13 protein-coding genes and 2 pseudogenes are annotated in these 14,875 nt (G+C 58.8%); 13 read left to right on the top strand and 2 right to left on the bottom strand.

The annotated features are described in order from the left end of the window. From virB10 to LB533_RS13540, 6 genes are all read left to right on the top strand, one after another. A partial coding sequence (virB10, locus tag LB533_RS13515) for a type IV secretion system protein VirB10 (protein ID WP_224677334.1) occupies positions 1–934 on the top strand: 934 nt, incomplete at its 5' end. Continuing rightward, a complete protein-coding gene (gene virB11, locus LB533_RS13520) occupies positions 915–1,940 on the top strand; it encodes a P-type DNA transfer ATPase VirB11 (protein WP_224677335.1) in 1,026 nt (341 codons plus the stop codon). The genes virB10 and virB11, both read left to right, overlap by 20 nt. Next, positions 1,937–3,892, top strand: a complete 1,956-nt coding sequence (locus tag LB533_RS13525; protein WP_224677336.1) for a type IV secretory system conjugative DNA transfer family protein — start codon at positions 1,937–1,939, stop codon at positions 3,890–3,892. Before virB11 ends, LB533_RS13525 begins: the two co-directional genes overlap by 4 nt. 167 nt (positions 3,893–4,059) lie before the next feature. Further along, the gene (locus LB533_RS13530; RefSeq protein WP_224677639.1) at positions 4,060–4,410 is read left to right on the top strand and encodes an MbcA/ParS/Xre antitoxin family protein; all 351 of its coding nucleotides are present in this window, start codon (positions 4,060–4,062) and stop codon (positions 4,408–4,410) included. 8 nt (positions 4,411–4,418) lie between these two features. Continuing rightward, on the top strand, positions 4,419–5,003 hold the full coding sequence (locus tag LB533_RS13535) for an RES family NAD+ phosphorylase (protein ID WP_224677337.1): 585 nt from the start codon (positions 4,419–4,421) through the stop codon (positions 5,001–5,003). Positions 5,004–5,230: 227 nt separating this feature from the next. After that, positions 5,231–5,827, top strand: coding sequence for an SOS response-associated peptidase (locus tag LB533_RS13540; RefSeq protein ID WP_140553992.1), 597 nt, complete (start codon positions 5,231–5,233; stop codon positions 5,825–5,827). Positions 5,828–5,846: 19 nt separating this feature from the next. Here the strand turns inward: LB533_RS13540 and LB533_RS13545 are convergent. Next, positions 5,847–6,109 (bottom strand): annotated as a pseudogene (locus tag LB533_RS13545) (hypothetical protein). 203 nt (positions 6,110–6,312) lie between these two features. On the opposite strand from LB533_RS13545, the gene LB533_RS13550 reads away from it, so the two are divergent. From LB533_RS13550 to LB533_RS13570, 5 genes and pseudogenes are all read left to right on the top strand, one after another. Beyond that, complete coding sequence (locus tag LB533_RS13550; protein ID WP_224557365.1) at positions 6,313–6,561, top strand: hypothetical protein; 249 nt, start codon at positions 6,313–6,315, stop codon at positions 6,559–6,561. 833 nt (positions 6,562–7,394) lie between these two features. Further along, positions 7,395–8,006 carry a hypothetical protein gene (locus LB533_RS13555; RefSeq protein ID WP_224677338.1) on the top strand — a complete coding sequence of 204 codons (612 nt, stop codon included), beginning with the start codon at positions 7,395–7,397 and terminating at the stop codon, positions 8,004–8,006. Between the two features lie 1,056 nt (positions 8,007–9,062). Further along, complete coding sequence (locus tag LB533_RS13560) at positions 9,063–9,227, top strand: hypothetical protein (protein WP_224677339.1); 165 nt, start codon at positions 9,063–9,065, stop codon at positions 9,225–9,227. 644 nt (positions 9,228–9,871) lie between these two features. After that, positions 9,872–10,399, top strand: a complete 528-nt coding sequence (locus tag LB533_RS13565) for a ferritin-like domain-containing protein (RefSeq protein WP_224677340.1) — start codon at positions 9,872–9,874, stop codon at positions 10,397–10,399. Positions 10,400–10,457: 58 nt separating this feature from the next. Then, positions 10,458–10,660: pseudogene (locus LB533_RS13570) on the top strand (low affinity iron permease family protein); the annotation flags it as partial. Positions 10,661–11,113: 453 nt separating this feature from the next. On the opposite strand, the gene LB533_RS13575 reads toward LB533_RS13570, so the two are convergent. Beyond that, positions 11,114–12,751 (bottom strand): M20/M25/M40 family metallo-hydrolase, encoded by a 1,638-nt coding sequence (locus LB533_RS13575; RefSeq protein ID WP_224677341.1) that lies wholly within the window; start codon positions 12,749–12,751, stop codon positions 11,114–11,116. A gap of 195 nt (positions 12,752–12,946) precedes the next feature. Here LB533_RS13575 and LB533_RS13580 point away from each other — a divergent pair, with 195 nt between their 5' ends. Both LB533_RS13580 and LB533_RS13585 read left to right on the top strand, forming a co-directional pair. Further along, positions 12,947–13,255, top strand: coding sequence for a hypothetical protein (locus tag LB533_RS13580; protein WP_224677342.1), 309 nt, complete (start codon positions 12,947–12,949; stop codon positions 13,253–13,255). Positions 13,256–13,617: 362 nt separating this feature from the next. Beyond that, positions 13,618–14,580 (top strand): manganese catalase family protein, encoded by a 963-nt coding sequence (locus LB533_RS13585; RefSeq protein WP_224677343.1) that lies wholly within the window; start codon positions 13,618–13,620, stop codon positions 14,578–14,580. Positions 14,581–14,875 lie beyond the last annotated feature (295 nt).

Genomic DNA, 14,875 nt, shown 5'->3' on the forward strand with positions numbered 1-14,875 from the left:
CCCGCCACCCCCGCCGCCGCCAGAGCCAGAGTCCTCGACAACGCAGTTCACTGTTCCGCCGCCATCGCCTGCGGTGTCCCCAGCCGAGGCCGCCGCGCCTCAGGATGAGTTTCCGAAACGCTTTCGATCCAACATGGTCGTCTTTGACGACGAAGGCTCAGGCCGCGATCAAGAAAGTCCAACAGCCGAGATGGGGCAGAGACCCGTGGTCGCCGGTGAGGACCGCAACAGCAAGTTCCTGGCGGCCGCCGCCAGCATCGGTGATCGGTCGGCAAGGGCCAGGAAAATTCCCCGCATCGACGCCCTGGTGGCGGAAGGCTCCCTCATTCCAGGTATTCTGGAAACGGCGATCGTCAGCGATCTGCCAGGTCAAATCCGCGCCATCGTCGCCGACAATGTCTATTCGTTCGATGGCAGGCGTATCCTCATTCCCATTGGCACGCGCCTGATCGGCGAATATCAGTCGGAAGTCATCCGCGGTCAAAAGCGCATTTTCGTCATCTGGACGCGATTGCTTCGCGATGACGGTGTCAGTATTCGGTTGAACTCGATGGGCGCCGACAGTATTGGCCGCTCGGGCCTTACCGGCCGCGTCGACACCAAATTTCGTGAACGCTTTGGCGCAGCCATTCTGCTGTCGATCGTGGGCGGGGGCGCAAGCTATCTGGCCGGCTATGGCAGCCAGGCAGTTACGAGCGGAAGCGACGATGGGCCCCGCGCCGAAGATCTTGCCCGCGCCACTATTGCCCAGACGTTCTCCGACATGGCCAACCAGGCGCTTGGCGAGAGCCTGAAAATTCCACCGACGATCAGCGTGCCGCAAGGCGAGCGCATATTCGTGTTCGTGCGCCAGGACCTCGATTTTTCAGCCCTCTACGACGACCCGGTCTCCGAAGCATTGAAGGAAATTCGTCATGAGCGTGGCTTCAACTGAGCCTGCCAACAATGACCAACACTACTTTCTCTACCGGTCTCTCGAACCGTTGAAGCACCTGCTGGCCGACCCGAGAGTGGTTGAGATCTCGATCAACAAGCCCGGCCATGTCTATGTCGAGCGGCTAGGTGCCCGCCACATGGAATTCCACGACATTCCAAGCCTCACCACCGGTGACATCGTCAATATGGGCGAACGGGTCGCGGCTGCGACGAACCAATTCATCAGCTCCGCCAACCCGATTTTGAGCGCCGCGCTTCCGTCGGGAGAACGCATCCAGTTCGTGTTGCCGCCAGCGGCTCCCGATGGCGGCGCGGTTTCAATCCGCAAGCAGGTCGTGGGTGACTTCACGCTCGAGGACTACCGCGACGAGGGCGCGTTCGGTCAGGTTTCGGTGGCGATCGCAGGCAGGAGCAGCGCCGATCGCGCCATGATCGAGCTTCTGTGCAGGGACGACATTTATGGCTTTATCCGTGCGGCAATCGCGAGCCGTGTCTCCATTCTGATCAGTGGTGGAACGTCAAGCGGCAAGACCACATTCTTGAATGCCTGCCTGAAAGCCGTGGACAGGCGTGAGCGCCTGATCACGCTGGAAGATACGCGCGAGCTGTCTCCGCCCCAGCCAAACACGGTTCATCTGCTTTCATCCAAAGGCGACCAGGGCACAGCCGCCGTGACCATCCAGAACCTGCTCGAGGCCTCGCTGCGCATGCGGCCGGACCGCCTTTTTGTCGGAGAGGTGAGGGGAGCGGAGGCGTTTTCGTTCCTGCGTGCGATCAACACGGGCCATCCAGGCTCGATGTCGACCGTCCATGCCGACACGCCCCGCGGTGCCTATGAACAGCTCGCCATGATGGTGATGCAATCAGGCCTGTCCGCGGCGTACCCGAAGGCTGATCTGATCTCCTACATCCGTAGCGTTATTCCAATCGTCATCCAGCTTCGACGCGATGGCGGTCGACGCGGTGTATCGGAACTATATTTTTCCAGAATGAGCCGATCATGACGGGCTCCCTGCGCATCGCCTACATCGTCTTCTGCCTCGCGATTGGCTTTGTCATCTGGCTGCTGGCCTACGGTTTGGCACTGCAGATCCAATATGGCGACGGCCGCATCCTCAAAGCAACGGTGACATCCAATCCGCTGGCCGCGTTCCAGCAACTGTCCCGCTATCCCGAGAATCAGGTGTTGCGGCGTATCGGCCTGGGAGCAGGCCTTGTCTCGCTCATCGCCGCCGGATCGATTGCCGCTCTTGGGTTGCGATCTGTTTCTGAACCGCTTGGCGATGCTGGCTTTCAAAACACCTTCTCGCTTCGGCGCGGCAAGTGGTTCCGAAGCAACGGATACATCCTTGGACGCTACGGTCGCCATATCCTTCGCGTCCAAGATGAGCGCCATCATCTGGTCATCGGACCGACCCGCTCGGGCAAGGGAACATGCTACGTCATTTCGAATGCACTCGCCCATCAAGGGTCGATGATCGTCACCGACCTGAAAGGCGAGATCTTTTGCTCCACGGCCGGCTACCGGAAGGCAAAGGGGAACCAAGTGTTCCTGTTTGCGCCAGGCAGCGACAAAACACATCGTTACAATCCGCTCGACTTCATCAGGCCCGACCGCGGCGACCGGACGACCGACATCCTCAACATCGCCAGCATTCTTGTCCCCGAGAGCGTGGAATCGGAGAACGCGATCTGGCAGGCCACCGCCCAATTGGTGCTGGCGGGCGCGATCAGCTACGTGACTGAGAGCGACGTCTATCGAGGCCGGCGCAACCTTGGCGAGGTGACATCCTTCTTCAACAGCGGCGTCAATCTCCAGGCCTTGATGGCCTTCATCAAGGAAAAGGAAGGCAACCTGTCGCGGTTCACGGTGGAAAGCTTCAATGCCTACATTGCGCTGTCGGACCGCGCTGCCGCGTCCGCCCTGCTGGACATCCAAAAGGCGCTGCGGCCCTTCCGCAACGAGCGCGTTGTCGCCGCCACCACGGTCACCGACATGGACCTTCGCGCTCTGAAGCACCGCCCGATCTCGATCTACCTGGCCCCCAACATCACCGACCTCGCCATGCTGAAGCCGCTGCTGTCGCTCTTCGTTCAGCAGACCCTCGACACGCTTCTGCTGGCGCAGGATCCGAAATCCTTGCCGATCTATTTCCTTTTGGACGAATTTCGGCAGCTGAGAAAAGTCACCGAGATCACGAGCAAGCTGCCTTACGTGGCCGGCTACAACATAAAAATGGCGTTCATCATTCAAGACATCAAGAACCTCGACGAAATCTACGGCGAGACCGCGCGTCACTCCTTGATGGGAAACTGCGGCTATCAGCTTGTCCTTGGCGCCAACGATCAGGTCACTGCCGAATATGTTTCAAAGGCGCTTGGCAGAAGAACGGTTCGCTACAGGACCGAATCGCGCAGCATCGAGCTCATGGGCCTTCATCGCCGGACCAAGGTCGAGCAAGTGCGAGAACGTGACCTGATGATGCCACAGGAGGTAAGGCAAATGCCTGCCGGCAAGATGATTGTGCTGGTGGAAGGGCAGAGGCCAATCCTGGCCAATAAGCTGCGGTTCTTTGCAACTGCACCGTTCGCAAAGATGGAAAGGTTCTCCAGATCCAACCTCCCCTATGTACCGGCGGTCGAGTTCCTCCCCCGAATGGGTGTCCCGGCGACCCAGGGCATCGATTCGAAGGTCGAGATGTCGGAGGTTCACGTCACCGCAGGCTTCGGCGCACCCCAGACGACAGCCTCGTCCAAGGCTGCAAAGCCAAGTGAGATACTACTCGCCTCCAAGCCGGCGATAGAGGCTCGTTTCGCCGCCGCGGCGCAAAGACTAAAGGGATTGACGACCAAAGCTGCCGACAACCCCGAAGGGAAGACGGAACGCGATTGGTCGGTCATCTTTGATGAAGTCGTCCCTGACGACCCCGATGTTGGTGAGGAGGAGAACGCATGAGCAAGGCTCACGGGAGCTCGAACCCTGGCATCCGGGTGGCCGATCCGCCGCGAACTTCAGGAAGGGGGGACCCTTGAACGCCACAGCTGTTGACGCTATATTGCGTCAATGGAGGCGGCAAGACATTGCTTCAGGAGATCGCAATGGGACTGCTTCAGGAGATCGCAATGGGACTCATGCAATATTCCGACAACGGACTTTTCGCTCCTCGCAAGATCGCAGCCACGTTCCAGACAACCAGCGAGGAAGTGGCTCGTACGGTTGGGTTGGGAAAAGACGCCATTCAACGCAAAGATCGGGTCCGGTCGGACAGGACGCAGCGCCGGCTGCGCGAGTTGGTGGAGGTCATCAACAAGGTGGAAGGGCGTTTTGGCTCGGCCTTGATGGCTTATGCATGGTATCGGTCAGAGCCCCTTCCGGGCTTTTCTGGGATGACGGCGATGCAACTCGTTCGCAGCGGTCGTGCGGACGAGGTGCTCGAATATATCGATGCGGTTGATGCCGGTATCCACGCCTGATCATTCGCATGCGCTATCGTGGTCCGCTCTATCGCGCTCTCAATCCCATCTATGCAAGCGAGCCCCTGGCAGGCCGAGGCGCGGAACTCTATGGCGGTCGCTTCAATGCCAAGGGCGTTCCAGCCTTATCTTCCTCACTGACCGTGCTCACTGCGCTACGCGAAGCCAATCAGGCTGGCAGCTTTCAGCCGACCACGCTTGTGTCCTACGATGCCGACGTCGACAACATCTTCGACACCCGCGATGAAGCAGCCCTGAATGCCGAAGAATTGGACAGCAGCGCGCTAGCCGATCCCGCCTGGCGCGATCAAATGAAAATTGCCGGTGAGGCGAAAACACAAGCCTTCGCCCGTCACCTGATTGCCAAGGGGTATCGCGCTCTGCTGGTCAGGAGCTTCGCACCCGGGGCTACAAGGAATGATCTCAATCTCGTGCTCTGGCAGTGGAGCGACGCAGCACCATCGCGGCTGACGCTCATTGACGATGAAAACCGGCTGTCGCGGTCACCAGTTCGCGTCGCCGGAACCGGTGCAGGCCAAGACCATAAGACAGACACCTCAAGGCAAAGTTGGTTACAGAAGGACAATACATAGACAGGTTCGGACCGGCCGGATCGCTCTTGAAGCGGCAACTGACGGACCGCAAAACAGGCGATGCCAGGACGAGAACAGCGTTCGCAACGCGGCGGGAAATATACCAGCAAAACGCGCCCGGAACCATTGGAATTAACCTTTGTTAATAGGTGTGGACAAGGTAGGCCTTTGTGGGCGCTAAAAAATGCTCACCGGAATTACTTTCGGATGAGCAAGGAGCCTCTTTCATGTGCAACGACTACGAGCAGCATGTACTCTGGGCCGAATATTGCCGGATGATGGCATCGCTCGCGCTTGAAATCCCGACCCACCAAACCGAGCTCGATCTGCCGCAGGCGGATGATATTCATATTAACGACCCGGCACCGATAATGCGCGCCGCCGCTGACGACGCCATCGAGCTCGCTTCGATGACATTCGGATTTCCACCATCCGGCCCGAAGGGCGGGCCTGTGTTCAACTTCCGCTCGGAAGGGCGTCAGTTCGGCGGCAGTAAACGCTGCCTCATCCCGGCTTCCGCCTTCTTCGAATTCACCGGCACGAAATATCCAAAGGCAAAACATCGCTTCACGCTCAACGGCTCTCCGTTCATGGCCATCGCGGGACTCTGGCGTGACGCTGTCGGCAACAAGCCGCCGACCTTCACCATGTTGACGACCGAGCCTGGGCCGGATGTCGCGCCGTATCACAATCGGCAGGTCGTAGTCCTCCAACCGGAGAATTGGGGAGCCTGGATTAACCTGACGAAGCCCGAGGCCGAGCTTCTGCGACCGCTTCCGACCGGATCGCTCGCCGTGGAGACGGTGCGCCCCGAAAGCTCGTAGGGCGCATCGAACCTTGCGGCTATTCCATGTCGGGTACGTCGCCGCTGACAAATAGCGTTGTGGGCGGCCCGTAGTCGCCAAGCGCCGGGTCGGCATCGCGGCTCCATGCAATGACGCCGATATGTTTGGAAGCCAGCGCCTTGAACGTACGAACTGCCGTTCCTCGCTTTGCTGATCCGCCGGCCCGTATGCGCTACAGAGATCGCCTTCGTCGCCACGGTCAAACGCAACGACAACGATCAGCTTCGGCTTTTTCTGGCCAGGCAATACATGGTCGGACACGGATCTCTCCTCAGATACCGATCGCCGTCTGCGCCGTGCTGTGGTTATCCTGCAAGGAGTGAACAAAATAGGAACGAAAATGTCAAGCGCCCCTTGACCTTGGAGGAATATGTTCCTCATTTCAGGCTATGCCGGAACAACCCGAACGATGGCCGCGCGGCGTGCCTTGGAAACTATTGAATGCCCATAACGCAGGGCAGGTGGTGCGCCTCCGCTGTGGCCACTGCAATATCAAGCGCTTCTACAAGCCGGCTGAATTGCGCGAGGTCGTTGGGAACATCACCATAGACGAGGTGCGCGCCAAGGTCCGTTGCCAGACATGCGGCGAGAAGCGTTCAATGAACGCCGAGCTGTTCCACCCTGTCGGCCAGGAATTGCAGACGATCCGCTTTCGCAGGCTGGTCGAGATCCGTTGGGAGCGTCGGGTGATCTGGCGCGACGAACCGCCATGAGGGTTCGCCGGCACCGATGGCCAAGAAATACAATTTTAAGCAAATGTTTCCGGATCGCGCTATTCTGTTACCTGGCGCCAGTCCACGTGCAATACAGCGGAAACACCCACGGGACACCTTAGCGCTGAGGCTGGCAGTGCACTTCCATGGCGCATCTGGCAGCTCGGCGATGTGTAATATTAGCTACGCGTAAACTTTGGCATGTTCGTTGCACCTTACCCCTCGAGGGGTCACGGGGGTTGGAACCAATGTATCGAAATGACGCAGATCTGTTCGCGCGGGCGAACGCACGGGGCATTACGATCTACCAACGTTCGAAAACTGTATGGATCGCGGCGGGAAGCTACCGGGATCGCGAATATACGGTGAAAGGACGGACTCCTGCCCTTGCCATAGCCCAACATCGTGAAACGAGACAGATCTCGTTGCCTGCCTCGAAGTCGGTTCCTTCCCTTCATCAACCGTCCCGTTTGTGCCGACCAGATTTGTAGGAGCGGACAGGGGTTCCAGCACATGCTATTTGGCCTGCTGCGGGTTTTTCGGCCACGCCGTTAAGCTAGCATTGCTTTCTCCTCGAATTCGACGGGGCTCAGATAGCCCAGCGTCGAGTGCCGGGGGTTGTAGAGGTGGTCGGGGGTGCCGATCTCAGCACACTTTGCACTTGTCACAGACCTTCAGATTTCCGGGACAGCTCTCTTGCAACCAAAACATCCCGGACACGTTGTTCGTCTATTCGCAATCAGGGGAGAACGTCGTGAACGGAATAATATATCTCGTGGGCCTCGTCGTGATCGTTCTGTTCGTTCTGTCATTCCTTGGACTACGGTAAGATCATGGCCGACACAGTCCCCGAAAGCCCTGCAGTTAGCCCAAGGGTGGTGGCTGCACCGTCCTATCTTGGTTGGGGGGGCATATTTGGCGGCGGGATCATCGCTTGCGCCATCTCAGTGGTTCTTTTGCAATTCGGATCAAGTGCCGGCTTGGCGCTGGGTTCTCCTACTCTTCCCAACGGCGGCGCTTCTTGGAACGTGCTGGCGGCCGGGCTATGGGTAGTCGTCGTGGCCGTAGCAAGTTCCGCAGCGGGCGGTTATGTAGCTGGACGCATGCGCACGCGCTGGGAGGACAGCGACGCAAATGAGAGCGAATTCCGCGATGGCATACATGGCATCGCGGTCTGGGCTCTAGCAACACTCGGAGCGGCGTTTTTCTTTGCGATGATTGCCGGAAAAGGCGCGGATGCAGTGGTCAATCCCGCCGACGCGCAACTCAACGAAACGACCGTGCGCCTTTCGGCCAACATAAGGGCCATATTCAGCTTCGCGACGGCCGCGGGCTCCGCACTTGGCGCTGCGGCCGCATGGTTTTCAGCGACTACCGGAGGTGAACACCGCAATCAGGGAATCGCCTTCCACCACGTTGTGCCGGCTTTGTTGCGCAAGCGTTAGCATGCGGATATGCAATCTAGATCGGCTGACATAGCCTCCACAGGCGTTCGAGGCTTCGGGCTGGCTCGGATCGGAGGTCGTTTTTAGTACAATCCTTTTGAGGGGACACTATCCAGCGGCTGTTGACGAGAAGCCGGGCGTGGCGGAGCGCCAATCAGAATTACACGGCTCGAAAGGCGCGGCGGCGCAGTCGATGACCAGCTTGAACTGCGTTCCCACGATCTAGGGATACGGCAAAATTGTCGTACCGCTAACATCGTTATGTCCGCTTCCATGATCGGCCGGCAATTGCCGCCGTTTCAACTTCCGCAACCGCAACGTAGGTGACCGTTCACCGACATACGGTGTCGGGGTGGAACGTAAGGAGCGAAACGACCACGACGGCATCGGGATCGGATTTACGCCCGTCGAGGCCGTTTGCTGTTCGGCTTACTGTCCAAAACGCACATCGTTTGTATGAACGGCAGGGGCTTGGTCGCACGACAGGAGACGCTGGAACCTGGGGCGACAAGCATCTATTGCGAACTATGACCGGCCGCAGTCGCGTCCGTTCTTCATGCGGTATCGTGCTGTTCGCTGCTAGCTGGTGTTGGACAAAATGAGAGCCCGGGTGTCAATCAGCTCTTGACTTGATAGGAATATATTCCTTATTTTAGGAGATCTGAGCAGGAACGGTTATGGAAAGCGCAAACATGCGCCAGAACGCTAATTGGCACCATCCCGGATGGCAGTGTCGAATGGCTTCTCACGCTTGGCGAGGAAGGGCGGTAATGGACACTGGCGACGGCAGTTTCCGGATCGAAGTCTGGGACTGGGATGAGAAACCGCACTTGAGACGACTTGACGTTTCGCTTGGTGCTCTCGGCGAATGGCAAATGTTACGGCCTGGTGCAAGACTGCTCACATCATGCCGAAGGGCGGCCGATTTATCCGACACTACGGTAAAGGTGGCTTGTCCAGTTCGGTCGAGAGGGCGGTTTTCTGCACGAGATGCGACACGGGTGGCCCGTACGACTCGAAATACACTAATTACCTCGAAACTAGGAGCACTGCCAAATGGATGGCCTGATCGATTTCTTCCAGACCAATGGAGCTCTGGTCATCAGCAACCCCACAGCATTCGCCACCTTCGCAGTTCTATTTGGAAGCGGAGGTTTTGTGGTCGGGCGCTATTTCCTCGCTGAGCGCATTGCCAATCTGGAAAGCCGAATTGCCCGGTGATGAAATTCAAGAACTGACATCCGGGCGATCACTGGAGGAGCCTGACGATTGTCCATCGCTGGTCCCGGTCCTTAGTACGTCATACTTCGACAGGGAAAGGGCCATCCCTATGCTGGGAAAGAGGACCGATGCGCCGACCGGAAAAACTCACTGAACCGCCGCGTAAATTCTGAGACCATGATAGAGACATGGCGGCGGGCCGCAATTGTTGACAGGCGGCAACAGGATGTTGCCTGGTTTTCGTGAAAGAAGAGACCCTCGCTGGCCCACGACCGGCCATTGGCCAATCCGTGTGGACTTGAGACACCGGTACCAAATTCCGCGATTGGAAGAACTGAATTTGTAACGCCGCCGCTTAGGTCGTCGGCGGGAACGACCGCTCCGGTTAGTCAAAGCGAAGGCCTTTTCGTGCACGATAAACGCAGTCATTGCGGCTAGTGCTCGGGAAACGCGATATCATCGACCTTCCTGGGGGACGGCAGGGGCCGCAAAGACAAGCTGAACCACGCCCGATGGATCCTCAGCAGAACTGCCTGTGTTGCCAGCTTAACGAATGACATCGAAGCTTAATCGGAACCTCAAGCCATCTGTTTTGTTATCGGCACGCCTCCTGCATGAGGTACCTCAATCTAACGGAGACAGCAATGGCGACGACTAATAGGAGTGCGAAGGCATCCGCGAACGGTCTCGAAGATCTATTCCTCGACGGTCTGAAGGACATTTATTACGCTGAAAAGAAAATCCTCAAAGCATTGCCGAAAATGGCGAAGGTGGCAGAATCCGAAGAAGTCTCGGCTGCTTTCGAGAAGCACCGCATGGAAACCGAAGGTCAGGTGAAGCGACTTGAGCAAGTGTTCGAACTTCTCGATAAGCCAGCGCGCGGGAAGACGTGTCCGGCCATCGATGGCATTCTCGAAGAGGGCTCCGAAATCCTGGAAGAATATAAAGGTGCTCCGGCGATCGACGCCGGGCTGGTGGCTGCTGCACAAGCTGTTGAGCACTACGAGATTGCCCGATATGGGACCCTTGTCGCTTGGGCGGAACAGCTTGGCATGGCAGACGCTGCAAGGCTTCTTCAGGCAACGTTGAAAGAAGAGACTGCCACCGACGAGGCGCTGAACGCACTTGGCGAAGGCGGAGTCAACCAACGGGCTATGGCTGAGGCTGCCTGAGCGAACTTTTATTCGATAGCTCCGGCAGACGCCGGGGCTATTATTTTAGGGCCACATAATGGGAAAGACATTCGACGCGATGGCCAATGCCGTCGCGCGTGCAATCAGACGCCCTTGGGCGTTTGCGCTTTGCGCGAAGTCCGTAGTTTTGCATGGGCTATCTCGGGGCCGACTTTTGGCGTCTCGGAAACATGGCAACTGATCATCAACACCGGAACGACGATCATCACCTTCCTGATGGTGTTCCTGATTCAACCCACCGCCGGTTGCCAAGACACCCGGCAACAAACCTAGGGCGACCAAGCTTCCGGCGACCAGATCCAGCATCGCCAAGGTCAAGGAAGAAAAAATGGCGCGATCGTCGCCCGGTGCAATGGCTAGGACGGGCGGGACGGCGAAAAGGGAGGCAGGCAGGAGAAAGCCATGTCCACGACCGAAACGTCCATGCCGCATTACCAATCTAATCCGGGCCGGCATCGCGTCGGCAAGGGCAGGGGAGAGCGAGAGCTTGGATCGCGAGCTCGCTCGAAAAGATCGGTTAGCCGCGCAACCGACGAAGCAAGGCCCTTTCGCCACCCGTTGCGAAGGCAAGTCGAGGAAGAGGTCGAACTGCCTCAGAAAGGTTCTGCTTGACGGCCGACCACGGTGGGGGATCGAAGTGTCTGCCGTGCGCCTCGACACCCGAGTTGATCCTCCTGGCTGAAGAGGTGCTGGTCAGGGAAGGGGCTGGAGCAACCTGGCGCAGACGTCGCTGATGAGTTGAGGCAGGATATCGAACCCATAGCCGGTGTGCAGCCTCTCCAGCGGCGTATGGTAGTCGCGGCCCCACGGGCCGATATTGACGGTCGGGAGATTGGCCAACCCCCGTTGCGACGGCCAGCGTATGGTGTGCTTCCATGCGGGCGTGTTGCGGGCGACGACGTCGAGACAGGATTCGGCTGCCTCGCCGAAAAAGCTCATATCCGAAATCCCCGCGAAATATTCCGCGCAGCCGATCGCCGTGCCGTAGCGTGCCGGGGCTCCTTCCGCTACTTCCATTGCCACGGCTCGAAGCCGGACCGCTGCCGCACTCTCGGATAGATTTGTCGGCAAATAGGGCATGGAGCCAAAGCCGGTGACGATTGCAGGTCCGGACAATTGGCTGAGATCCCAAGCCTTCTGGGTGATCAGCCGGCATTGCTCGGGCAAGGGCAGATCACCCGCGGCGACCGCAGCTTGCAGCGCGTCCAGCCGCGCCCTGCCCAGCGGACCGAGGCGCTCGACCAAAGCCTCGAACCGCAAGAGCGGAATGCCCTTGTCCAAATCCGTGTGGCTTGCGCCATGCTGTTGAACGACGCGACGCTTGAGTTCGGCCAGGAGCACGGAGGCTGCCCCCGCGCATAGTCTGTCGAACCGGTTGAGGACCTCCTCCGGCGTGCGGCGATAAGTCAGCACGTTCACGATGACGTAGGCGGCTGCCGGCGTGGTGACGTCATATCCTAGTTTTCCGTCCCGGATGCCAAGCAGGCTCGGTGGCGTGCCCGGCGATGCGCCGCAGTCGTCCGTAAGTTCAACTGCCCATTCCAGGCGCGAGGCGATGGCTGCGGCGATTGCCGCGGCGTTGAGGCCATTCATCGGAAACCCGCTATGCGCGGGCATGCCGACGACATAAGCGGTTGGAAGCAGTTTGCCGACCGTTCCAAGCGCGATGACACGGCCCTTGCTGCCGTCGCCATCATCCGCGATCGCATCGAGGTTAATTCCTGCGACGAGATCAAGCTCGTGCTGGGCGGCAATCTCTGGCAGCATCTGTGCTGCGCTGCGAGCGCCGGCAGAGTTGTTCTCCTCGTCAGGCACGGCAATGAACAGCAGGTTTCCCGCTGGATAGACGCTTTCAGCGAACTCTGCGCACACCGCCAAGCCGGCGGCCAGGCCGGCTTTCATATCGAGCAGTCCGCGTCCAGCGAGGAACTCGCCACTCGCCAGGTCATCGTGCGCACGCTTTTCAGCGGGGATAATGCTCTCGGCTAGGCTATCGCGCAACACGCATGTCAAGGGCTCGGGCCGGGTGGCCAGATCCTCCAACTCGCCATAGTCGCTTGTTGCCACAGTATCATAGTGACCGGTCAGCAAGACCGTCGAACGACCAGCGCCGCGCAGCAGCATTGCCACGCAGTGGCGGCCGTCTCCGGGCCCAACCTCGATCGTCCAAATCTGCGCGTGCCGATAGGCACGGTCCCGGCGCAGTTCCGCAGCCAGCCACGGCCCGAACGCTGCTTCGCCCCCGCTCCCGGTGACGCTTTTGTGTTCGGTGAGTGTGGTCGCCCAGCTCTTGGCGCGGCATGAAAGAGTTTTGCTCGCTTCACGATTCATCGTCGCCTCGGGCTGGCTGGTGATTCACTGAACCTAATGCAGGCAAGGGATCGTTCTCAAGGGAATCGCGGGGAAATTCATTGGGCGCACAGCAGCCGCTCACCAGCGAGGTATGGCAAGCGAATCTGCATGTTCGGGCGGAACCTTCCACCTTGGACAGCTTTTACCTTCGTTAATCAAAATCAGGAGGCGAAGATGCGGCTTCTCGAAACGGCGGTACATGCAAGACCAGAAGGCGTCCTGGTCGAGTTTCTTGGTGAAGGCGGCGAAAAGATCGCGGTTACCATGGCCATCTCCGATCCTGGGATGGGCGATGCCGCGCTCATTGCCCGTGCGAGGCAGATGATGGTTCAGCTTGCTGCCTTCGAAATTGCGGAGAACGAGTACGATCAACAGAGCAACGGGAATTTCGACCGGCTTGTCGTGTCAGGCCAGCATGGATCCGGTCAGGATGTAGGTTTGAAAAATCAGTTGTCGGCAGATGCTGACGCTGAGCCTCGATGAGGCGCCTCCTAATCGAGGTCCAATCCAAACTATAGTCACCTGGCGGAGCCGTAGGACATGCTGCCAAACCGCGGTCGAAGTGAATTAAGCTAGACACGCTCCGCTGCAGGATCTGGAGAAGCTTCAGGCCCGGACAGTGCTAGGCCTGAGCTCAATTCCCCTGCCGGACTACTTGCTGCAATTCTGCGAGGGCGAGGTAGCAGCACCGCTAGCCGTGTAGTTGTCGGTGCCATTCCCCGCAGCGTCCTTGCAGTGAAGGTGCGCCCCGCGATTAATCGTTGGCGGTCTATCGCGTTCACCGTGTACGAGGGAACATTCCTGGTGGCCGGGGGTTGGGTGATGCCAACCCTGGAGGGGCCCCCATGTTCATGCACAATAAGCGACTGCAATATACCGTACGTGTTTCAGAGCCGAACCCGCGACTCGCTTGCATGATAATGGAGCAGTTCGGCGGAGCCGATGGCGAGCTTGCCGCCGCGATGCGCTATTTCACGCAAGGGTTGGGTGAGGACGATGTCGGCCGGAAAGACATGTTACTCGACATCGCGACCGAGGAACTCAGCCATCTCGAAGTGGTCGGGTCGATCGTCACGATGCTCAACAAAGGCCTGAAGGCACAGCTTGCCGAGGGCCAGATGAAGGAAGCCGAGTTGTATTTGATGGTCGGTGCCAGTGGCACGACGGCCAAAGAGTCGATCTTGTTCGGCGGCGCACCCGCATTATGCGACTCAGCCGGGGTGCCCTGGACCGCTGCGTATATCGATTCCCGCGGCGAGCCCACGGTGGATTTGCGCTCCAACATAGCGGCTGAGGCGCGCGCCAAGATCGTGTATGAGCGACTGATCAACATCACGGATGATCCTGGCATCAAGGAAGCCCTCGGTTTTCTGATGACGCGTGAGGTCGCCCACCAAAAGTCGTTTGAGAAAGCGCTCTATGCGATAGAAAACAACTTTCCGTCGGGCAAGCTCCCGGGCATCGAGAAGTTTGCCAGCATTTACGTCAACACCTCGCAAGGAGAGGGCGACGCCACCGGGCCCTGGAATTCGGGAGACGAATGGGACCGCGTCGACGATCTCGAGGAGGTCATGCCCATTGATGGCGGAGACGGGAGTGCAACGGTCAAGCTCAATACCAAAGACAAGAAAGTCGCTGCCAAGATGGCGGAGCGGACACTCTCGGATCCCTCTTCCGACCCAACCACCGGTGCCGATATTGGGGCAGGCCCTGGGGCCGGGCGCACGAAGAATGGGGACATGGGCGGCGCCGCCAACATTCAGAAGGCGCCGGCGCAGGCAGAAGCCGTAGTTCGCAAGAGGAAGTAGCCTGCGAGCCGGAATAGTTCCCGAAACGCACACACTTTGGCGCCTGGTGATCAGAGTACCGGTATCCGACGGATCTTGGGAATGTATTAAGCGGATGCATCGAACTGTTGGCCGCCGGATTCTGACCCAGTCGCGCAGAAATGATCTATCCCAAGCGGCAGCGCTGCAAAGCCTTTCCGGTCAGAGCAGCGCGTTGACTCTCGCGTGCGGTTTCTTACCTGCAGACGCAGCAGAACCGCCAACGATTGCGCTGCGATTGCGCGCGAACGCTGACGGCTCCAGTTCCGGCGACGTC

The organism is Mesorhizobium sp. BR1-1-13 (assembly GCF_020165515.1).
In the GTDB taxonomy this organism is placed as follows: domain Bacteria; phylum Pseudomonadota; class Alphaproteobacteria; order Rhizobiales; family Rhizobiaceae; genus Mesorhizobium.